General features: G+C 68.1%; 19 protein-coding genes. 10 read left to right on the top strand and 9 right to left on the bottom strand.

Annotated elements, in window-relative coordinates:
* Positions 1-37: 37 nt before the first annotated feature.
* Entirely contained in the window at positions 38-559 is a 522-nt protein-coding gene (locus BMZ02_RS14885; protein ID WP_091645315.1) for a DUF5943 domain-containing protein, read from the bottom strand.
* 287 nt (positions 560-846) lie between these two features.
* Here BMZ02_RS14885 and BMZ02_RS14880 point away from each other — a divergent pair, with 287 nt between their 5' ends.
* The 7 genes from BMZ02_RS14880 to BMZ02_RS14850 all read left to right on the top strand — a co-directional run bounded on the left by BMZ02_RS14880 (position 847) and on the right by BMZ02_RS14850 (position 7,491).
* Entirely contained in the window at positions 847-1,767 is a 921-nt protein-coding gene (locus tag BMZ02_RS14880; protein WP_091645314.1) for a methylenetetrahydrofolate reductase, read from the top strand.
* 131 nt (positions 1,768-1,898) lie between these two features.
* Positions 1,899-2,762, top strand: coding sequence for a crotonase/enoyl-CoA hydratase family protein (locus BMZ02_RS14875; protein ID WP_091645312.1), 864 nt, complete (start codon positions 1,899-1,901; stop codon positions 2,760-2,762).
* Positions 2,743-3,372, top strand: a complete 630-nt coding sequence (locus BMZ02_RS14870) for a TetR/AcrR family transcriptional regulator (protein WP_171909944.1) — start codon at positions 2,743-2,745, stop codon at positions 3,370-3,372. The genes BMZ02_RS14875 and BMZ02_RS14870 overlap by 20 nt, the downstream gene beginning before the upstream one ends.
* A gap of 318 nt (positions 3,373-3,690) precedes the next feature.
* Positions 3,691-4,752, top strand: coding sequence for a porin (locus tag BMZ02_RS14865; RefSeq protein ID WP_171909943.1), 1,062 nt, complete (start codon positions 3,691-3,693; stop codon positions 4,750-4,752).
* Between the two features lie 76 nt (positions 4,753-4,828).
* Positions 4,829-5,875 carry an ABC transporter substrate-binding protein gene (locus BMZ02_RS14860; protein WP_091645308.1) on the top strand — a complete coding sequence of 349 codons (1,047 nt, stop codon included), beginning with the start codon at positions 4,829-4,831 and terminating at the stop codon, positions 5,873-5,875.
* Positions 5,876-5,896: 21 nt separating this feature from the next.
* The gene (locus BMZ02_RS14855; RefSeq protein WP_091645306.1) at positions 5,897-6,724 is read left to right on the top strand and encodes an ABC transporter ATP-binding protein; all 828 of its coding nucleotides are present in this window, start codon (positions 5,897-5,899) and stop codon (positions 6,722-6,724) included.
* Entirely contained in the window at positions 6,721-7,491 is a 771-nt protein-coding gene (locus tag BMZ02_RS14850) for an ABC transporter permease (protein WP_091645305.1), read from the top strand. The genes BMZ02_RS14855 and BMZ02_RS14850 overlap by 4 nt, the downstream gene beginning before the upstream one ends.
* 3 nt (positions 7,492-7,494) lie before the next feature.
* On the opposite strand, the gene BMZ02_RS14845 is transcribed toward BMZ02_RS14850, so the two are convergent.
* Complete coding sequence (locus tag BMZ02_RS14845) at positions 7,495-8,160, bottom strand: nitroreductase (RefSeq protein ID WP_216110864.1); 666 nt, start codon at positions 8,158-8,160, stop codon at positions 7,495-7,497.
* Between the two features lie 113 nt (positions 8,161-8,273).
* Here BMZ02_RS14845 and BMZ02_RS14840 point away from each other — a divergent pair, with 113 nt between their 5' ends.
* On the top strand, positions 8,274-9,413 hold the full coding sequence (locus BMZ02_RS14840; RefSeq protein WP_091645303.1) for an acyl-CoA dehydrogenase family protein: 1,140 nt from the start codon (positions 8,274-8,276) through the stop codon (positions 9,411-9,413).
* A gap of 118 nt (positions 9,414-9,531) precedes the next feature.
* Here the strand turns inward: BMZ02_RS14840 and BMZ02_RS14835 are convergent, their stop codons facing one another.
* A complete protein-coding gene (locus tag BMZ02_RS14835) occupies positions 9,532-10,299 on the bottom strand; it encodes a 3-hydroxyacyl-CoA dehydrogenase (protein ID WP_091645302.1) in 768 nt (255 codons plus the stop codon).
* A gap of 136 nt (positions 10,300-10,435) precedes the next feature.
* On the opposite strand from BMZ02_RS14835, the gene BMZ02_RS14830 reads away from it, so the two are divergent.
* Complete coding sequence (locus BMZ02_RS14830; protein WP_091645300.1) at positions 10,436-11,566, top strand: CaiB/BaiF CoA transferase family protein; 1,131 nt, start codon at positions 10,436-10,438, stop codon at positions 11,564-11,566.
* Between the two features lie 72 nt (positions 11,567-11,638).
* Entirely contained in the window at positions 11,639-12,826 is a 1,188-nt protein-coding gene (locus tag BMZ02_RS14825; protein ID WP_091645299.1) for an acetyl-CoA C-acyltransferase, read from the top strand.
* A gap of 222 nt (positions 12,827-13,048) precedes the next feature.
* On the opposite strand, the gene BMZ02_RS14820 is transcribed toward BMZ02_RS14825, so the two are convergent.
* From BMZ02_RS14820 to BMZ02_RS14795, 6 genes are read right to left on the bottom strand one after another with little or no spacing between them, the layout of a single operon-like run.
* Positions 13,049-13,852: a crotonase/enoyl-CoA hydratase family protein gene (locus BMZ02_RS14820; protein ID WP_091645297.1), complete on the bottom strand. Its 804-nt coding sequence runs from the start codon at positions 13,850-13,852 to the stop codon at positions 13,049-13,051.
* Positions 13,852-14,751, bottom strand: coding sequence for a 3-hydroxyisobutyrate dehydrogenase (mmsB, locus tag BMZ02_RS14815; RefSeq protein WP_091645296.1), 900 nt, complete (start codon positions 14,749-14,751; stop codon positions 13,852-13,854). The genes BMZ02_RS14820 and mmsB overlap by 1 nt, the downstream gene beginning before the upstream one ends.
* A 56-nt stretch (positions 14,752-14,807) precedes the next feature.
* Positions 14,808-15,932, bottom strand: coding sequence for an enoyl-CoA hydratase/isomerase family protein (locus BMZ02_RS14810; RefSeq protein ID WP_091645294.1), 1,125 nt, complete (start codon positions 15,930-15,932; stop codon positions 14,808-14,810).
* Positions 15,932-16,708, bottom strand: a complete 777-nt coding sequence (locus BMZ02_RS14805; protein ID WP_091645292.1) for an enoyl-CoA hydratase — start codon at positions 16,706-16,708, stop codon at positions 15,932-15,934. The genes BMZ02_RS14810 and BMZ02_RS14805 overlap by 1 nt, the downstream gene beginning before the upstream one ends.
* 45 nt (positions 16,709-16,753) lie before the next feature.
* Positions 16,754-17,914, bottom strand: coding sequence for an acyl-CoA dehydrogenase family protein (locus BMZ02_RS14800; protein WP_091645291.1), 1,161 nt, complete (start codon positions 17,912-17,914; stop codon positions 16,754-16,756).
* Positions 17,915-17,923: 9 nt separating this feature from the next.
* Positions 17,924-19,441, bottom strand: a complete 1,518-nt coding sequence (locus BMZ02_RS14795; protein WP_091645289.1) for a CoA-acylating methylmalonate-semialdehyde dehydrogenase — start codon at positions 19,439-19,441, stop codon at positions 17,924-17,926.
* Between the last annotated feature and the right edge of the window lie 35 nt (positions 19,442-19,476).

Here is a 19,476-nt window from a genome sequence, read left to right as displayed (position 1 = left end):
GACCTGACTCCCGGGCTGCGGGTGAAACGTGAGGTGTTCAGTCGTCGTCCGAGGCGACGCCGGGCCGCACCACGAACTCACACGCCTCGGCGCCGCTGGCGGTACAGGCCCGCTCCTCGGCGATGGCGAAGAGATCCGGGTCATCACATGCCCAGCCCATGGCCCCTTCAAACCAGGCCAGGAACGTCCGGCAGGTTCGCGGGCCCCGCGCGCCGGCGACGGTGAACGGCGAATTGTGGACACGAATGGCGGCACCACAGTCACCGGGGCGGCAGTACAGCAGCTCGAACCGCCCCCAGCCACGCTGACCGAGACTGTCCAGGTAGCGGGCAAACACGGTGGCCGCGTCGGCGCCGGAACGGGCGGCCTCCGCCTCGCACCACTGACGCGCGGAGCGCCGGGCCACCGCCTGCCAGGCGGACTCCGCCGGGCTGCCGGCCACGGTGCCCTGGAGCTGGGCCATGTCCTCCCGCGGCAGCACCAGCACGGGGGTTCCGTTGAGGCGCCACTCACCGGAGGACTCGTCGATTTCCACGGGGATGGTCTGCACGGATGCCATGACGCCCTCCCGGCCGAAGCCAGTCACTCTGCGGGGCGCTGCCGCCGACACGGGGCGGTAGCGTCTGGACTTACGGTAGACAAGCCGGAAGCCGCCCCGCTGTCCCGCGGCGAACACGGTTTACCTTCCTGCGACAGGCGCCGCGACACCCGGTTTACCGGGCGCGACACCACCCGCCTCCATGGCGCCCACGGCTAACTGGCTGTCGTCCGCAGGGGGATGACCGGCGGCGCCCGGCGCTAGATTGCATACCGTCAATCAAGGTTCCGGACCGGGAGGATGACGGCATGTGGCAGGCAACGACGGCAGTGGCGACAACACCGCGGGGCGCGGAAGCGCTGGCCAGCCCCCGGTACGAGTTGATCCCGCTCACGGGCGTGATGGAGCAGGCGTCCCACCTGCCCCGGGGCGCGACCGTGACCGTCACCTGCTCGCCAAAGCACGGCATTGACGCCTCCCTGGACCTGGCCGAGCGACTGGCGGCCGCCGGTTTTCACGCCATCCCCCATGTGGCCGCACGCCTGGTCACCAGCCGCAGCGACCTGCAGCGTATCCTTGATCGCCTGGCCGCGGCCGGACTGGACGACGTGTTCATCGTCGGCGGTGATGCACCCTCGCCCGCGGGCCCCTATCCGGGCGGTCGCGAGCTGCTGGAGGACCTGGATACCCTGTCACGCCGCCCGCGGCGGATCGGCGTGCCCTCCTACCCCGAGCCCCACGCCACCATTCCGCCGGAGCAGATGCAGGCGGCGCTGGACGTGAAGAACGCGCTGGCGGACTACACCGTCACCCAGATCTGTTTCGATGCGGACACGATTCTGTCGTGGCTCGCGGACCAGCACGATCGCGGACTGCGGCTGCCGGTCTACATGGGCCTGCCCGGCGTCATCGACCGGATGAAACTGATGGGCCTGGCCATGCGCATCGGCCTCGGTGCCTCCACCCGTGTGCTGCGGCGGCAGGCCGGGCTGGCATCGCGACTGCTGGGCGGCAGCACCTACCGGCCCGACGCCCTGGCCGAGGCGCTGGTGCCGGCATTCGACGGCCCCCTGGCGCCCGCACTGGCGGGGTTCCACCTGAACACCTTCAATCAGATCGCCGAGACCGCAACGTGGGCAGAAGCCACCGCCGCAACGCTGCACCCCTGCCCTCCCCGGGACGCCGGCCAGGCGCACACGGCCGCAGGCACGCCGGCGGGCTATTACTAGCCCCGCCCGGGGGTGCCCCGGGATCGAGGAGCCGCTGATTACACTGTCTTTTCTGACAGGTTGTGACCGTGTTGGACACCTGTAATTATAACAGCGTTACATCCGTAACAATGTTATTGACAAGGTGTCCGATGTCCAAGGTGCTCTACGAGAAAGACGGCCGCATCGGCCGCATCACCCTGAACCGCCCCGAGGTGCTCAACGCCATCGACGACGAGCTGCCGCGGGAGCTGGCCGACGCCGTGGCCCGGGCCAACGGTGACCATGGCGTGCACGTGATCATGCTCTCGGGCGCCGGCCGCGCCTTCAGCGCCGGCTACGACCTGGCCTATTACGCCGAGGCCAACGGCACCGGCAACGTCACCCAGGCCATGCCGTGGGATCCGATGAAGGATTACGCCTTCATGAAGGGCAACACCGAGCTGTTCATGACGCTCTGGCGCTCCTACCGCCCGGTGATCTGCAAGGTGCACGGGTTCGCCGTGGCCGGAGGTTCCGATATCGCCCTGTGCTCCGACATCATTCTCATGGAAGACGCCGCGGAGATCGGCTATATGCCGACGCGGGTCTGGGGCTGCCCCACCACCGCCATGTGGGTCTACCGCCTGGGCGCCGAACGGGCCAAGCGCATGCTGTTCACGGGCGACCGTATCACCGGCACGGAAGCCGAACGGCTGGGACTCATCTATCGCGCCGCGCCACCCGATAAGCTGGACCGCGAGGCGGAGGCCCTGGCTGCGCGCATGGCGACCGTTCCCGTGAACCAGTTGATGATGCAAAAGCTGATGATCAATCAGGCTTATGAGAACATGGGCCTCGAGACAACACAGATGATGGCGACGGTGTTCGATGGCATCACGAGGCATTCACCGGAAGGCCTCAACTTCAAGCAGCGGGCGGAATCCGTCGGCTGGAAACAGGCAGTTAGGGAGCGCGATCAGGGAAGCTATGACTGGACAGAAAACCGACCGTTCGATGACGAAGGACCGCGCTGACGACAGCACGGGCGGGCTCGAGGCGCCAGCGCCGCGGAACAACGGCGACGGGCAACGCGAGGACAAACGCGAGGCCATCGTTGCCGCCGCGGCGCGGGTCTTCAAGGAGCGTGGGCTGGAAGGCGCGTCCATGCGGCTGATTGCCCGCGAGGCGGGCTGCACCACCGGTGCGATCTACCCCCACTTCGGCGGCAAGGAGTCGCTGTACGCAGAGGTGCTGGCCCAGTCGCTGGCATCCTTGCAACAGGCCATCCGCGACGCCATTGCCATCGCCCCGGTGGGCAGTCAGGGGCGTGCCGGCATCAAGGCGTTCTACGACTACTACCGCGCCTATCCACTGGAGCTGACCCTGGGCCTCTACCTCTACCAGGGGGCTCGTCCCGTCGGCTTGAGCGAGGAGCTGGACCGCTCGCTCAACTGCAGCCTGCAAACCGTGTTCAGATTGATCGCGGACGGACTGGCCAACGACGGTTATGACGACACGGCGCTGCGCACCACCAACGGGGTCGCCCAGGTGGTGGGGCTGCTGATCCTGCATCAGACCCGTCGCCTGCGCCTGCTCGAGAGCAACGTGGACGAGCAGATGACCTACTTCCTGCAGCAGCTCTGAAACACCACGCCACCCGCCCTGCCACCGGTCACCCGGCGGCAGGGCGGGTGCACGTGTTACACAATGAAGAATCGTACACAACACCACCGCACCACCGCCGCGACCTCCCCATACCGGTGCACAAACACCCCGCCCATGCACCACGATGCAGCAACAGGTGTTGCCTTTTTGCATCACCCTGCCTGCCCCACACCCCATCCCCTTGATTTAACGCCAATTTGGCCATGCTTCGGTGACTGGCACGCTTCGTGAAGACCGTATACACCGATGTATCCGCACGGATTCGTCAGCGGCAATCACGACATAGGGGACAATCCATTGAAACAGCAGATCAGAAAAACCCTCGCGCTGGGCGCCGGCGCCCTCTGCCTGGCGGGCGGCAGCGTGGCCCACGCGGACACCGAAGTGGAGATCCACGGCATCATCGACGTCTACGGCGGCGCCGAGAACCCGGTCGGCGAAGACGAGTGGACCGGCAAGCTGAGCTCCGGGGGCAAGGACACCTCCTACTGGGGCATCTCCGCCCGGCACCAGGTCAATGACGGCCTCGCCGTCGTCGGCGCACTGGAAGCGTTCCTGCGCCCGGACCGCGGCGATGCCGGCCGGTTCGATGGCGACGTCTTCTTCGCCCGTAACGCCAACGTCGGCGTGGAGACGGAATACGGCACCGTGCGCGGCGGCCGCGTGACCGCGCCGCTGTTCCTGCCCATGGTGTTCACCAACCCGTTCGGCGGCTCGTTCGAGTTCTCCCCGGCCAACTACCACACCTACGCGGGCGGACCGAACGCGCCGCTGGTGGGCGACTCCGGCTGGAGCGACACGGTGCAGTACACCTCGCCCGACCTGAACGGCGTCACCATCAACGTGCTCTACGGCTTCGGCAACAACGAAGAGGACGACAGCCGCGGTGACGACCGCATCGGCGCCTATGCGGTATACCGGGACGGCGCGTTCACCGGCACCGCCGCTGCCCATGCGGTGGATTATGCGCTGGATGCGGCGGGGGTCGAGGACGGCGGCACCCAGTACGCGGCGCTGCTGGGCGGCATGTACGACTTCGGCACCTTCCAGCTCTACGGCCAGTACCAGCACATCGACAACGACCTGGACGTGGACGACTTCGCCATCAACAGCGTCACCGTGGGCGCCAGTGTCGACGCCGGCCCCGGCCAGGTGCTCGCCTCCTACGCCTACGCCGACGCATCGCGCTTCGGCGAAAACGATTACGAGGACGGCGGCGACCGGCACACCTGGGCCGTGGGTTACGAGCTTCCGCTCGGCGACATGGCCACGGCCTACGCCACCTATTTCATGGACGACATCGACGACGCCAGCGACTCGGGCCACAACGTGGGCACCGGCGTACAGCTGCGCTTCTAGCCGGCCCGGTGCGGGAGGCTGTGCCTCCCGCACTTGATTGACGACTCCGCAACCACGCGATCACCAGGAGTGCACCATGACCACTTCCCGCAACCGCCTGCGCCGCACCGCGGCCGCCGCCGGCCTCGCCGCGGCGCTGATCTTCCCGGCAACGGGCACCGCCGACACGGTGGACATCGACTTCCAGCTGGACTGGCGCTTCGAGGGGCCGTCGGCGCCGTTTCTCATGAGCGCCTCGCGCGGCTACTTCGAGGACGAAGGCCTGGACGTCTCCATCGACTCCGGCAGCGGCTCGGCCGAGACCATCAACCGCGTCGCCTCCGGCGCCTACGACATGGGTTTCGGTGACCTCAACGCCCTGGTGGAGTTTCTCGCCAACAACCCCGACGCCCCCTCGCTGAGCGCCGTGTTCGTGGTCTATGACGGTTCACCCGCGGCGGTGTTCGCGAAGAAGTCGAGCGGCATCGAGGAGCCGGCGGATCTGGCGGGCAAGACCCTCGCCGCGCCCTCCTTCGACACCGGTCGCCGGGCCTGGCCGCTGTTCGCCCGCGCCAACGACCTGGAAGCCGATTCCGTGTCCTGGGACTCGGTGGACCCCGCCCTGCGCGAGCAGTTGCTGGCCAGCGACGACGTGGACGCCATCACCGGCTTCTACTTCACCAGCCTGCTGAACCTGGAATCCCGCGGTATCGCCGAGGAGGACCTGGTGATCATGCCGTTCCCGGAGTACGGCGTGGAGCTCTACGGCAACGTGATTGTCGCCCGGGACTCGTTCATCGAGGAGCACCCGGAAGCGGTCAGCGGCTTCCTGCGCGCCTTCACACGGGGCATGGCTGCCACGCTGGAGGACCCGGACGGCGCGGTGGATTACGTCCTCGAGCGGGATGACCTGGTCGAGCGGGACATGGAGGTGCGCCGGCTGAAACTCGCCATCGAGGGCTCCATCGACACACCCGCCGCGCGCGAGAACGGCCTCGGCGCCGTGGACATGGAGCGCCTGGAGCTGACCATCGGCCAGGTGGCGGACGTGTTCGAGCTGGAAGACAACGTGCCCTCGGCCGAAGACGTGTTCAACAGCGACTTCCTGCCGGATCAGGACGACCGCATGGTCTTCCCGGACTGACCCATGGCCGACGGAGCATCCATGACAGCAACTGCAACCACGAACGCCGCCCCGGAGACGGGGCGGCCGTTCGTCGCCTTCGACCATGTCAGCCTTGCCTACGACGACAGCGGCAACGCCATTGAAGATATCGACCTGACCATCACCGAAGGCGAGTTCGTCGCCTTCGTGGGACCAAGCGGCTGCGGCAAGTCCACCTTCATGAAGCTGTGCACCGGGCTGCACCAGCCCACCGCCGGGCGCATCACCGTGGACGGGGCACCGGTGAACGGCCCGCTCAAGATCACCGGAATGGCATTCCAGAACGCCACGCTGCTGCCCTGGCGCACCACTCTGGATAACGTCATGCTGCCGCTGGAGATCGTGCAGCCCCATCGCAGCCGCCTGCGCCGGCACCGCAAGGACTACGTGGAAAAGGCCATGGGCCTGCTGCAGACCGTGGGCCTGGACGGGTATGCCGACAGCTACCCCTGGCAGCTCTCCGGTGGCATGCAGCAGCGCGCGTCGATCTGCCGCGCGCTGATCCACGACCCGCGCCTGCTCATGCTGGACGAGCCCTTCGGCGCGCTGGACGCCTTTACCCGGGAAGAGCTCTGGAGCGTGCTCCAGGACCTGTGGCGACAGCAGCGGTTCACGGTGGTGCTGGTCACCCACGATCTGCGCGAGGCCGCCTACCTGGCGGACACCATCTACGTCATGAGCAAGCGGCCCGGGCGCATCATCGAGCAGCGCCAGGTGCCCTTCCCCCGCCCACGCCACCTGGAGCTGACCTACACCTCCGAGTTCAGCGACCTGGTGTACGACCTGCGCGCGCGCATCGGCTCCATCCGCGAGGAGAACACCCAATGAGCTTTCTGCGTCTGTCTCCGGAAATGCAGCTGCGGCTGGCTCCCTGGGCGGCGGTCGCGTTGCTGCTGCTGATCTGGGAAGGCACGGTGCGCGCCCTGGGCGTCCCCCAGTACATCTTCCCCGGGGTCATCGACACCGCCGACGCCCTGATCCAGTTCCACCAACCCGTGGCACGGCACGCGTGGCAGACGTTCTGGACCACGGTCATCGGCTTTGCCATCGGCGTGGTTGTCGGCCTGCTGCTCGGTGTGATCGTCGGCTCGTCGAAGTTCATGTACCGGGCCTGCTACCCCCTGCTGGTGGCATTCAACGCCATCCCCAAGGTCGCATTCGTGCCGATCCTGGTGGTGTGGTTCGGCATCGGTACGGTCCCGGCCATCATCACCGCGTTCCTGATCAGCTTCTTCCCCATCGTCGTGAACGTGGCCACCGGGCTCGCCACCCTGGAGCCGGAGATGGAGGACGTCCTCCGGGTGCTCGGCGCAAAGCGGCGGGACGTGCTGTTCAAGGTCGGCCTGCCCCGGTCGCTGCCCTATTTCTTCGCCTCGCTGAAAGTGGCCATTACCCTGGCGTTCGTCGGCACCGTCGTCTCCGAAACCGTGGCTTCCAACCAGGGCATCGGCTACCTGATGATGTCCGCCGGCTCGCAGATGCGCATGCCGCTGGTGTTCGCGGGGCTGGTGGCCATCAGCGTCATGGCCATGGTCATGTACCAGTTCTTCGCCTGGATCGAGAACCGCATGACCGGATGGGCGCATCGGCGGTAGCGGTCACCGCACGAACCGCACCGCATCGGCGATGCCGGTGCGCTCGGTGCGGTAGCGGTTCACCGGGTGGCGCTCGTCGGCGTAGCCGAACGAGCAGCCGAACAGGAGGTGGCGATCCCCCGGAATGTCGAAATGCGCCCGCACCAGATCCGGGTAGGCGGCTAGCGAGGCCTGGGCGATGGTGTGCACGCCCTGGTCCAGGGCTGCCAGCATGAAGGCGTGCAGATAGAGCCCGCAGTCCACCCCGCCGTAGAACCCCAGGCTCTCGTGGCAGAACACCAGCATGCAGTGCGGGGCGTCGAAAAAGGCGTAATTGCGCAGCATCTGCTGTGCGCGGGCGTCGCGATCCTCGCGACCGATATCCAGGGCGTTGTAGAGCGCGGCACCGCACGCCTTGCGGCGCTCGTCGTGACGGCCCACGTACTCCCTCGGGAAGGGTTTGTCGGGAGTCGCCTCGGCGCCCGATGCGGCGTGCGCATGGAGCTTGTCACGCAGCGCCGCGGTGGTTGCGGGAGACTCCGTCACCACCACCTCCCAGGGCTGGGTGTTACACCAAGACGGCGTTTTCTGGGCCACATCCAGGATGTGCCGCAGGATTCCCGCAGGCACCGGATCGGAGAGGAACGCACGGGCGCTGTAGCGCTGTCGCATGAGATTCTCGAAGTTCATGCCGGACTCCTATGCCATTCAACACGAACCGGGCGCCCGGGGAATCGACGTGGCGCTCGGCGGGGGGTAATCTCGTCGCAGTCATCGAAGACCGAGACGGGAGGAGAAAAAACATGCTGGACGCCAGCGAGATCGAACTGTTCCGGGACACCCTGCGCCGTTTTCTTGAGAACGAAGTCGCCCCCCATTACGACGCCTGGGAACGGGACCGGCTGTTTCCCCGGGAACTGTGGAACCGCCTCGGCGAGAACGGCTTCCTGTGCGTGGACGTCCCCGAGGAATACGGTGGTTTCGGCGGCGACTTCCAGCTCTCCGGCGTGGTCGTGGAGGAAGTGGCGCGCATGGGCTTCGGTGCCCTGGCGACCAACCTCTCCGTGCACTCGGACATCGTCGCGCCCTACATCCTGCACCTGGGCACCGAAGCGCAGAAACAGACCTGGCTGCCGCGCATGGTCACCGGCGAGGCCGTAGGCTGCATCGGCATGACCGAGCCCGGCGCCGGCTCCGATCTGCAGGGCATGAAGACCCGCGCCGAGAAGGACGGCGACGGCTACCGGATCAACGGCCAGAAAACCTTCATCACCAACGGCTATCACGCGGACGTGATGATCGTGGCCACGAAGACCGACCCCAGCGCCGGCGCCAGGGGCATGACCCTGTTCACCGTGGACACCACCACCCCGGGGTTCGATTGCGGCCGCAAGCTGGACAAGATCGGCCAGCACGGCTCGGACACGGCGGAGCTGTTCTTCCAGGACGTGCGCGTGCCGGCGGACCAGATCCTGGGCGGCGAAGGCCAGGGCTTCGCCAACCTCATGAACGAACTGCCGCGTGAACGGCTCATCCTCAGCATCGGCGCCATCGCCGCCTGCGAGGGCATGCTCGACCGCACCATCGCCTACACGCAGGAGCGCAAGGCATTCGGGCAGCCCATCGCGGCGCTGCAGAACACCCGCTTCACCCTGGCGGACCTGCGCGCGCAGATCGCGGTGAACCGGGCGTTCGTGGATCAGTGCACGGCGGAGTACAACCGGGGCGAACTCACCACCACCAATGCCTCCATCGCCAAGCTGACCACCACCGACCTGCAGTTCAAGGTGGCGGATCAGTGCCTGCAGCTGTTCGGTGGCTATGGGTACATGCAGGAGTACCCCATCTCCCGGGACTTCGTGGATGCCCGGGTCCAGCGCATCTACGGCGGCAGCAACGAGATCATGAAGGAGATCGTCGCCCGCTCCATTCTCGGCCGCTAGAGACGCGGCGCCCCCGGCCTGCCCGGGGGCCACGCCAACGCGTGGCTCCCGGGCCGGGCCTGGCCGCTGACGGCGGCACGGCCTCATCGGACGCACACCCCCTGTCACCTGGGCGCGCTCATTTCGGCTGCATGCGAATGGCGCCATCCAGCCGGATGGTTTCGCCATTGAGCATGGTGTTGCCGATGATGCTCTCCACCAGGTGGGCATACTCCGCCGGGCGACCCAGCCGCGGCGGGAAGGGCACGCTGGCGCCCAGGGAGTCCTGCACCTCCTGGGGCAGCCCCAGCAGCATCGGCGTCTCGAACAGGCCTGGCGCGATGGTCATCACGCGGATGCCGTGGCGCGCGAACTCCCGGGCGATGGGCAGGGTCATGCCGGCAACGCCCGCCTTGGACGCGGAATAGGCGGCCTGGCCGATCTGGCCGTCGAACGCGGCCACCGAGGCGGTGTTGATGATCACCCCCCGCTCGCCCTCCCTGTCCGGCTCGTTCTCGGCCATGAGCGCGGCGGCGAGCCGGATCATGTTGAAGGTGCCCACCAGGTTGATCTGCACGACCTTGTTGAAGCGCTCCAGATCGTGGGGGCCCTCCTTGCCCAGGGTCTTCTCCGGCGTCCCCACACCGGCACAGTTCACCAGACCATGCAGGGCACCGAAGGTCTCCTTGGCGGCATCCACCGCGTGCTGAGCGTCGGCCTCGCTGGTGACATCACAGCGCACGCTGTGAACCGCACCACTCAGCTCGTGGGCAAGCTTGCCACCCGCCTGATCGTTCATGTCGGCGACCACCACGCGCGCGCCGCCATCCACCAGACGGCGGACGGTGGCTTCGCCCAGCCCGGATGCGCCACCGGTCACGACAAAGACGCGTTCATTGATGTTCATGTCACAAACCTCCTTGGACCATTGCATCGGCGGTCAAGTGCTGCTTGACCCGCCCCGGAAAACACTGGAATGTTGCCCACACGCCCCGGCACCACCGGGGTGCATGCGAACAAGAACCAGAAACGGGAGGAGACCCATGGGCCCCCTGAAAGGTGTACGCGTCGTGGAGATGGCCGGCATCGGCCCGGGCCCGTTCTGCGGCATGATGCTCGCGGACATGGGCGCGGACGTGCTGCGCATCGACCGCAAGACCGCCAATGCCCTGCCGGTGGACGATCCGGTCACGGCGCGCGGCCGCCGCTCCGTGGCACTGGATCTGAAACAGCCAGCCGGCGTGGAGACGGTGCTGCAGCTCGTGGAGCAGGCGGACATTCTCATCGAGGGGTACCGGCCGGGCGTCATGGAGCGCCTCGGCCTCGGCCCGGAGACCTGCCTGGAGCGCAACCCGCGACTGGTCTACGGCCGCATGACCGGCTGGGGCCAGGACGGCCCCCTGGCCCAGGCCGCCGGCCACGACCTCAACTACATCGCCCTGGCCGGCGCGCTGCACGGCATCGGGCGCCCCGGCGAGCGCCCCGTGCCACCGCTCAACCTGGTGGGCGACTACGGCGGTGGCGCCATGATGCTCGCCTTCGGCGTGGTCTGCGCCACCCTGGAAGCACGCCAGTCCGGCCAGGGTCAGGTGGTGGACAGCGCCATGACCGACGGCACCGCCCTGCTGCTGAGCCTCTTCCACGGGCTCAGGGCCCAGGGGGTCTGGAGCAATGAGCGCGGCACCAACCTGCTGGACGGCGGCGCGCCTTTCTACGACACCTACACCTGCGCCGACGGCCGCCACATCAGCATCGGCGCGCTGGAGCCGCAGTTCTACCGGGAACTGCTCGAGCGCATCGGGCTCGGCGACGACCCGGACTGCGCGGAACAGATGAACCGCAAGGCCTGGCCGGCCATGCGCGCCCGCTTCGAGGCGGTGTTCGCCACCCGCACCAGCCAGGAATGGTGCGATATCCTTGAAGGAACGGATGTCTGCTTCGCGCCGGTGCTGGACATGGACGAGGCGCCCGAACACCCGCACCACGTGGCGCGGGGCACCTTCGTGCAGCACGACGGCATGGTGCAGGCGGCGCCGGCGCCACGGTTCTCCCGCACCCGTGCGGAGCTGACCACCGGTGCACGCAAGCCGGGCGAAGACACCGACACCGCGCTGACCGACTGGGGCATCGACCCGGGCGTGGTCAGTGAGCTCCGGGAACAGGGCGTCTGCTGATCGCCTGTTGACCGGAAACACGCCTTGGATCAGGCCGGTACGAACCGACACCACCGAACGAGGAGACTGACCATGCAGGACGATCCGATTGTCATCGTCGGCAGCGCACGCACCCCCATGGGCGGACTGATGGGCGACGTGTCCGCACTGCCGGCGACGGAGCTCGGCAGCGCCAGCATCGCCGCCGCGCTGGAACGCGCCGGCGTGCCCGCTGACGCGGTGAACGAGGTGTTCATGGGCAACGTGCTGCCGGCCGGGCTGGGCCAGGCCCCGGCCCGGCAGGCGGCACTGGGCGCCGGGCTGCCCCTGTCGGTGCCCTGCACCACCGTGAGCAAGGTGTGCGGCTCCGGCATGCGGGCCACCATGTTCGCCCACGACGTGCTCGCCCTCGGGCGCGGCCGCATCACCGTCGCCGGCGGCATGGAGAGCATGTCCCGCGCGCCCTACCTGCTGGACCGGGCGCGGGGCGGCTACCGCCTCGGCCACGGCAAGGTGACCGACCACATGTTCTTCGACGGCCTGGAGGATGCCTACGAGAAGGGGGAGCTGATGGGCGTCTTCGCCGAGCGCTGCGCCAGCCACTACAGCTTCACCCGCGAAGCCCAGGACGACTACGCCGAGGCCTCGCTGCGGCGCGCGCGCAAGGCCGCCGAGGACGGCACCTTCGACGCCGAAATCACCCCCGTGACCATCCGCGAGCGTCGGGGCGAGCGCACCGTCTCCCGCGACGAACAGCCCTGGAACGCCGACCCGGACAAGCTGCGCAACCTCAAGCCCGCCTTCGATCCGCAGGGCACGGTGACCGCGGCCAACGCCAGCTCCATCTCCGACGGCGCCGCGGCGCTGGTGCTGATGCCACTCAGCGAAGCGGAGAAGCGCGGCCTGACGCCCCTGGCCGCCATCCGCGGCCAGGCCAGCCACGCCCGGGAGCCGCAGTGGTTCACCACCGCACCGGTGGGCGCCATGACGCACCTGCTTGAACAGACCGGCTGGTCCGCCGGCGACGTGGACCTGTGGGAAATCAACGAGGCGTTCGCCGTGGTGGTCATGGCCGCCATGAAGGAGATGGGCCTGCCCCACGATGCCGTCAACGTCCACGGCGGCGCGTGCGCGCTGGGTCACCCCATCGGCGCCTCCGGCGCGCGCATTCTCGTCACCCTGCTGAACGCACTGCAGACCCACGGCCTGAAGCGCGGTGTGGCGTCGCTGTGCATCGGCGGTGGCGAGGCCACGGCAGTGGCGGTGGAACGGCTGGACTGACCGGGCCCGGGAGCGGCGGCTTTCGCGGCTGAAGCCGCTCCCACAGAGGACTGCTGCCGAGGGACGGCTGTCGCGACTTGCGTCGCTCCTACAGGGTGCCCCGGTGGCGACCGTGATTTCAGCCGTAGGAGCGACGCAAGTCGCGACCATGCGTCCGGGCACACGGCCGGAGCCGTGGCCGTGACGGTGCGGCTGCCTGGCCGTGTTCGTGACCATCACGCCTCACAGATCCCCGAAATCGCCGTGACGCCCGCGGCCGGACGCGAAACGGCCGGCGCCAGCGACGCCCTCCTCTCGCAGAGCACGCAGCCCCTGCCGGTATTCCTCGCGCAGCGCGTCCCCGGGCGCGGCGCCGTGCTGCGCGTAGGCCGACGCCCGGTCGACGCGCATGCACAACTGCGGAAAGCGGGTCAGCTCCCGGGCCAGTTCCTCGGCGGCCGCGCGCGCCTGGCCTTCCGGCACGACGCGGTTCGCCAGCCCCATGGCGTGGGCTTCATCGGCGGCCACGGTCCGGCCGGTGAGAATCAGATCCATGGCGCGGCCAAGGCCGATGATCTGCGGCAGCCGCACGGTACCGCCATCGATCAGCGGCACGCCCCAGCGGCGGCAGTAGACGCCGAAGCAGGCACTCTCCTCCACCACGCGCATGTCGCACCACAGCGCCAGCTCCATACCGCCCGCCACGGCGTAACCCGACACGGCGGCAATCACCGGCTTGCTGAGCTGCAGGCGGGACGGCCCCATGGGGCCGAGGGAGCCGGTGATTGCGTCGCCCGCCGGCGGCTCCAGCTCGCCCAGATACGCCTCCAGTGCACCGGAGGACACGGCCTTGAGATCGGCGCCGGCGCAGAAGGTGCCGTTGTCGCCGTGGAGCACGGCAACGCTGGCGTCGTCGTCGGTCTCGAAGTCCATGAACGCCTGGTACAACGCCCGGGCCGTGTCCGGGTCGACGGCGTTGCGGGCCTGCCGGCGATCCAGGATCACCGTGGTGACGGCGCCGCTCTTCTCGCTGCGAACCGCCGTCATTACGGTGTGCTTCCACCGTTCTGCAGGAACTGGATCACGCTGGAGAAATCCTTGTGGCCATTCCCTGCGGCGTCGTGAAGGGTGTAGATGTTGCGGGCCAACGCCCCCAGCGGGGTGGCCTTGCCGTCCTTGAGTGCGGCATCCATGGCCAGGCCCAGGTCCTTGAGCATGAGCGCCGTGCCGAACCCGCCGGTGTAGCCACGGGAGGCAGGCGTACCGTCCATGACATCCGGGTGCGGGTTGTAGCCGTTCAGCACCCAGTTGCCGCCGGAGCTCTGCTGCATGATGTCGGACAGGGCCTTGGGGTCCAGCCCTTCGGCAATGCCGAGGTTGATGGCCTCGGAGGTACCGATCATGCTGATCGCCAGCAGCATGTTGTTGCACATCTTCGCCACCTGCCCGGCACCGGCGGGGCCGGCGTGGAACACCGCCCGGCCCATGACGTCGAGGATCGGCCGCGCCTGCTCCACCGGCGCGGTGTCACCACCGACCATGAAGATGAGCTTGCCCGCCTCCGCCCCCGCGACACCACCGGAGACCGGGGCATCGATCATGGGGCAGCCGGCCTGCTCCGCCTCGGCGGCCACGGCGCGGGCGGTATCGGCGTCGATGGTGCTGGAGTCCACCAGCAGGGTGCCCTTGGCCGCCGTGGCCAGCAGGCCGCCCTCGCCCAGGTAGAGCTCGCGTACGTGCCGCCCGGCGGGCAGCATGGTCACCACGATCGCCACGCCGGTGGCGGCTTCGGCCGCGCTGGCGCAACCGGTAGCGCCGGCGCTTTCCAGCCGCTGCACAGCCTCTTTCGACAGGTCGAAGACCTGCACCGTGTGGCCGGCCTTGACCAGGTTGGTGGCCATGGGGCCACCCATGTTGCCCAGTCCGATGAAACCGATGGTCGCCATGGGGATCCTCCTCCAGGCCTTATAGGTGACGGGGACGCCGCGCAGGCGCCCGCCGGTTACAGATCCGCCAGCGGGTCCGTGCTGTAGTCCGCCGGCAACTCGAAATGGGCATCGACCACGTCGTCGGACACCTCCGCCAGGGAGGGCACCGACCAGGCCGGGCTGCGGTCCTTGTCCACCAGCAGCGCCCGCACGCCCTCGCGGAAATCGGGCCGCCGCGACGACTGCACCGCGATGCACAGCTCACGCCGGAAGCACTCCGTCAGCGACAGGTGCCGCCCCCCGCGGTACTGGCGGTCGAACACGGCCAGCGACACCGGGCAGGCCCGCTTGAACCCCTTGGCGGCGGACTGCAGCCACTCTTCGCTCTCGGCGGCGGACTGGATCGCCGCCATCACCGCACCGGGCGTGGCGTGATCGGTGAGTTCCTGGATGCGTGCGTAGCGGTCCATGAAGGGCGTCTCGCCGGTAGCGTCCTTCGCCCGCCACAGGTCGCCGAGCACCCGGCTGGCGGTCTCGTGCCGGTCCCGTTCGTCCGTGCCCCAGCTGGCGGCGGCCAGGGCGTCCACTACCGCTTCGCGCTGATCCGACTGGATCATGTAGTTGCCCAGCCCCAGGGCGAAGATATCCGTGCCGAACACGTGTTCGCCCGTGAGCCCGAGGAAATAGCCGGTGCGCCCCGGCATGCGGTTGAGGAAATACGTGCCGCCCACGTCCGGGAACAGGCCCAGGGGCATCTCCGGCATGGCGAGCCGCGAGCGCTCGGTGAGAATACCGTGGCTGCAACCCGCCAGCAGGCCGACGCCGCCGCCCATGACGATGCCGTCCGCCCAGCAGACGATGGGCTTGGGATAGGTGTGCACCAGGTGATCGAGACGATACTCCGTGGTGAAGAAGTGCTCCGCCACCGGCGCGGGCTCGCCCAGGGGGCGTTGTTTCATGTCGTGATAGAGGCTGACCACGTCGCCGCCGGCGCAGAACGCCTTCTCGCCGGTCCCCTCGAGGAAGATGGCGGCGACCGCCGGATCGGCGGCCCACTCATCCAGGGCCGGCTGCAGGGCGTCGATCATGGCCTGGCTGAGGGCGTTCAGCGATTTCTCGGCGTTCAGGCGCACGCGCATGACGCGCTGGCCGTCGGCGGTGGCGACGGCCTCGAAGACAACGGGGCTTGCGTCGACCATCAGCGGTTCCTCCACTGCGGAGCGCGCTTCTCGACGAAGGCGGCCATGCCCTCTTTCTGGTCTTCCGTGGCGAACACGGAGTGGAACACGCGCCGCTCGAACAGCACGCCCTCGGAGAGGGTGGTCTCGTACGAACGGTTCACGGACTCCTTGCACATGCTCACGGCCATGCGGGACAGCCCGGCGATCTGGCCGGCGGTCTTCATGGCCTCGTCCAGCAGCTGGTCCGCCGGCACCACCCGGCTCACCAGCCCGGAGCGCTCGGCCTCGTCGGCATCCATCATGCGACCGGTGAGACACATCTCCATGGCCTTGGACTTGCCGACAAAACGGGTCAGGCGCTGGGTGCCGCCGGAGCCGGGGATGGCACCGATCTTGATCTCCGGCTGGCCGAACTTCGCCGAGTCGGCCGCCAGGATGAAATCGCACATCATGGCCAGCTCGCAGCCGCCGCCCAGGGCGTAGCCGCTCACGGCGGCGATCACGGGCTTGCGGCAGCGCAGGATCTGCTCCCACTCGCTGGTGATGAAGTCTTCCTTGTAGACGTCGGCAAAGCCCTTGCTCTGCATCTCGCTGATGTCGGCGCCGGCAGCGAACGCCTTCTCACTGCCGGTGATCACCATGACGGCCACGTCGTCGTCGCCCTCGAAGGCGGTCAGGGCCTCGCCCAGTTCGCGCATCAGGGCGCTGTTCAGGGCGTTCAGCACCTTGGGGCGGTTGAGGGTGATCACGCCGATGCCGTCGCGCTTCTCGGTAATCAGGTTGTCGAAAGCCATGATGTCCCCAGTCTCTCCAGTTGGTGGGCCGACCCGGCGGGACGCTCAGGCCAGCAGGTTTTCGCTGCCCGGCGCCAGCAGGCGACGGGCAATGATGACGCGCATGATCTCGTTGGTGCCCTCCAGGATCTGGTGCACGCGCACGTCGCGGACGTGGCGCTCCAGGGGGTATTCCCGGATGTAGCCGTAACCGCCATGGATCTGCAACGCCTCGTTGCAGATGCGGAAGCCAAGATCCGTGGCCAGGCGCTTGGCCATGGCGCAGTAGGTGGTGGCTTCCGGATGTTTCGCATCCAGCCGGGCGGCACCCAGGCGCACCATCTGCCGCGCAGCCACCAGCTCCGTGGCCATGTCCGCCAGCTTGAACTGCACCCCCTGGAAATCCGCCAGCGCCTGGCCGAACTGCTTGCGCTCCGCGGCGTAGCGGCGTGCCGCGTCCAGCGCGGCGGCGGCGGTGCCCACGGAGCACGTGGCCACGTTCAGACGGCCGCCGTCCAGCCCCTTCATGGCAATCCGGAAGCCCTCGCCCTCGTCGCCCAGGCGATTCGCCTCGGGCACGAACACGTCCTCGAAGGTGATGCCACGGGTGGGCTGGCTGTTCCAGCCCATCTTGCCTTCCTTGCGTCCGTAGGTAATGCCCTCGGCGTCCGCGGGAACCGCAAAGGCGGAGACGCCGCCGGCGCCGTCCCCGCCGGTGCGCGCCATGACCACCAGCAGGTCGGTCTCGCCGGCCCCGGAGATGAACACCTTGCTGCCGGTAAGCCGGTAGCCGTCACCGTCACGCACCGCCTTCGTGCGCAGGGATGCGGCGTCCGAGCCGGCACCCGGCTCGGTGAGGCAGTAGGAGGCCAGCTTGTCGCCGGCGGTGAGCTGCGGGCACCAGGCCTCGCGCACTGCCTCCTGGCCGAAGGTGGCCACCATCCACGTAGCCATGTTGTGGATGGTGATGTAGGCCGTGGTCGAGGTGCAGCCGCCGGCCAGAGCCTCGAAAATAATGGTCGCGTCCAGGCGGGACAGGCCAAGCCCGCCCACGTCCTCGGGGCAGTAGACACCGCAGAAGCCCAGCTCGCCGGCAAGACGCAGGGTCTCCACCGGAAAGATGCACTCCTCGTCCCAGCGTGCCGCGTTGGGCGCGAGTTCGCGCTCGGCGAACTCGCGCGCGGTCTCCTGGAACGCGACCTGGTCGTCGTTGAGCTCGAAGTCCATGGCCGCCGCCTATCGCATGGAGATGGTCATGTTCGGCCCGCTCGGCAGATCCTCTTCCGGCCAGCGGCTGATCACCGTCCGCGTCTCGGTATAGAACCGGATCGCCTGTTTGCCGTAGGCGTGCAGATCGCCGAAGAAAGAGTTCTTGCCGCCGGTAAAGGAGAAGAACGGTGCCGGCACCGGGATGGGGATATTCACCCCCACCTGACCCACCTCGGTCTCGTGCTGGTACTTGCGCGCGGCTGCGCCGGAGCGCGTAAAGATGGAGGTGCCGTTGCCGTAGGGGTTGGTATTGACCAGGGCAATGGCCTCTTCCAGGGAGTCCACGTGCATCACCAGCAGCGCCGGCCCGAAGATCTCCTCCTTGTAGACGGTCATCTCCGGCGTGACGTCATCGATCAGCGTCGGCCCGACCCAGTTGCCGTCGGGGTAGCCGTCCACGGTGTGCCCGCGGCCATCCAGGAGCAGCTTTGCTCCCTCGGGCTCCGCGGTACCGATCAACTGCTCCACCCGCTCCTTGGCGGCCGGGCTGATGAGCGGCCCGTAGGCAGCATCGGGGTCGCTGGGCGGCCCGGGGCGGATGCTGGCCACGGCCTTGCGGATGTCGTCCATCCAGCCGCGGGTCTCCTCGCCCACCAGCACGGCCACGGAGATGGCCATGCAGCGCTGGCCGGCGGCGCCGCAGGAGGCGCCCACCAGGTGGTTGACCACCTGCTCCTTGTTGGCATCGGGCATGACCACCATGTGGTTCTTCGCCCCGCCCATGCACTGCACGCGCTTGAGGTTGTGGGTGCCGGTCCGGTAGACGTGTGTCGCCACCGGCACCGAGCCCACGAAGGAGACCGCCTTGATGGCCGGGTCCTCGAGCAGGTAATCCACCTGCGGCTTGCGGCCGTGGACCACCTGCAGCGTCCCCGCCGGGAACCCCGCCTCCTGCCACAGCTCCGCCAGCCGCGTGGGCGTGAGCGGATCCTGCTCCGAGGGCTTCAACACGAAGGTGTTGCCGCAGGCCACGGCCAACGGAAACATCCACAGCGGAATCATGGCCGGGAAGTTGAACGGGGTAATGCCGGCGCACACCCCGATGGGGTGGACGATGCTGTGGGTGTCGATGCCGCGGGCCACGTTCTCGGTGGTCTCGCCCATCATCAGCGTGGGCATGCTGCAGCCGTGTTCGACCACTTCGATGCCGCGCCAGACATCGCCCTTGGCGTCGGCCATGGTCTTGCCGGTCTCGCTGGCGAGGATCTCCGCCAGCTCGTCGTGGTGCTCCTTCAACAGGGCCTGGTAGCGCATGAGGCAGCGCATGCGCTCCTGGACGGGGGTGTGCCGCCAGGTGACGAAGGTCTCCTCGGCGGCGGACACGGCCCGGGCCATTTCCGCGTCCGTAGTGACGGGGGCGCGGCCGATGACCTCCTGGGTCACGGGGTTGGTGACATCAATCCAGTCGCTCGTGGTGCTCTGCACGAACTCGCCATTGATCAGCAGCGGCACATTCCGCGCCGCCTCATTCCGCACTGTACTCATGACTTCTCCTCGCACCCTGCCTCTGCAGGGATCAC

Source organism: Aquisalimonas asiatica, assembly GCF_900110585.1.
GTDB lineage: Bacteria > Pseudomonadota > Gammaproteobacteria > Nitrococcales > Aquisalimonadaceae > Aquisalimonas > Aquisalimonas asiatica.
Note: the sequence above shows the minus strand (reverse complement) of the source record. Positions and strands in the feature narration are given on the sequence as shown.

Coding starts and splice junctions, on each gene's coding strand:
- BMZ02_RS14885 (WP_091645315.1), bottom strand. CDS start 559: ATGGCATCCGTGCAGACCATCCCCGTGGAAATCGACGAGTCCTCCGGT.
- BMZ02_RS14880 (WP_091645314.1), top strand. CDS start 847: ATGTGGCAGGCAACGACGGCAGTGGCGACAACACCGCGGGGCGCGGAA.
- BMZ02_RS14875 (WP_091645312.1), top strand. CDS start 1,899: ATGTCCAAGGTGCTCTACGAGAAAGACGGCCGCATCGGCCGCATCACC.
- BMZ02_RS14870 (WP_171909944.1), top strand. CDS start 2,743: ATGACGAAGGACCGCGCTGACGACAGCACGGGCGGGCTCGAGGCGCCA.
- BMZ02_RS14860 (WP_091645308.1), top strand. CDS start 4,829: ATGACCACTTCCCGCAACCGCCTGCGCCGCACCGCGGCCGCCGCCGGC.
- BMZ02_RS14855 (WP_091645306.1), top strand. CDS start 5,897: ATGACAGCAACTGCAACCACGAACGCCGCCCCGGAGACGGGGCGGCCG.
- BMZ02_RS14850 (WP_091645305.1), top strand. CDS start 6,721: ATGAGCTTTCTGCGTCTGTCTCCGGAAATGCAGCTGCGGCTGGCTCCC.
- BMZ02_RS14845 (WP_216110864.1), bottom strand. CDS start 8,160: ATGAACTTCGAGAATCTCATGCGACAGCGCTACAGCGCCCGTGCGTTC.
- BMZ02_RS14840 (WP_091645303.1), top strand. CDS start 8,274: ATGCTGGACGCCAGCGAGATCGAACTGTTCCGGGACACCCTGCGCCGT.
- BMZ02_RS14835 (WP_091645302.1), bottom strand. CDS start 10,299: ATGAACATCAATGAACGCGTCTTTGTCGTGACCGGTGGCGCATCCGGG.
- BMZ02_RS14830 (WP_091645300.1), top strand. CDS start 10,436: ATGGGCCCCCTGAAAGGTGTACGCGTCGTGGAGATGGCCGGCATCGGC.
- BMZ02_RS14825 (WP_091645299.1), top strand. CDS start 11,639: ATGCAGGACGATCCGATTGTCATCGTCGGCAGCGCACGCACCCCCATG.
- BMZ02_RS14820 (WP_091645297.1), bottom strand. CDS start 13,852: ATGACGGCGGTTCGCAGCGAGAAGAGCGGCGCCGTCACCACGGTGATC.
- mmsB (WP_091645296.1), bottom strand. CDS start 14,751: ATGGCGACCATCGGTTTCATCGGACTGGGCAACATGGGTGGCCCCATG.
- BMZ02_RS14810 (WP_091645294.1), bottom strand. CDS start 15,932: ATGGTCGACGCAAGCCCCGTTGTCTTCGAGGCCGTCGCCACCGCCGAC.
- BMZ02_RS14805 (WP_091645292.1), bottom strand. CDS start 16,708: ATGGCTTTCGACAACCTGATTACCGAGAAGCGCGACGGCATCGGCGTG.
- BMZ02_RS14800 (WP_091645291.1), bottom strand. CDS start 17,914: ATGGACTTCGAGCTCAACGACGACCAGGTCGCGTTCCAGGAGACCGCG.
- BMZ02_RS14795 (WP_091645289.1), bottom strand. CDS start 19,441: ATGAGTACAGTGCGGAATGAGGCGGCGCGGAATGTGCCGCTGCTGATC.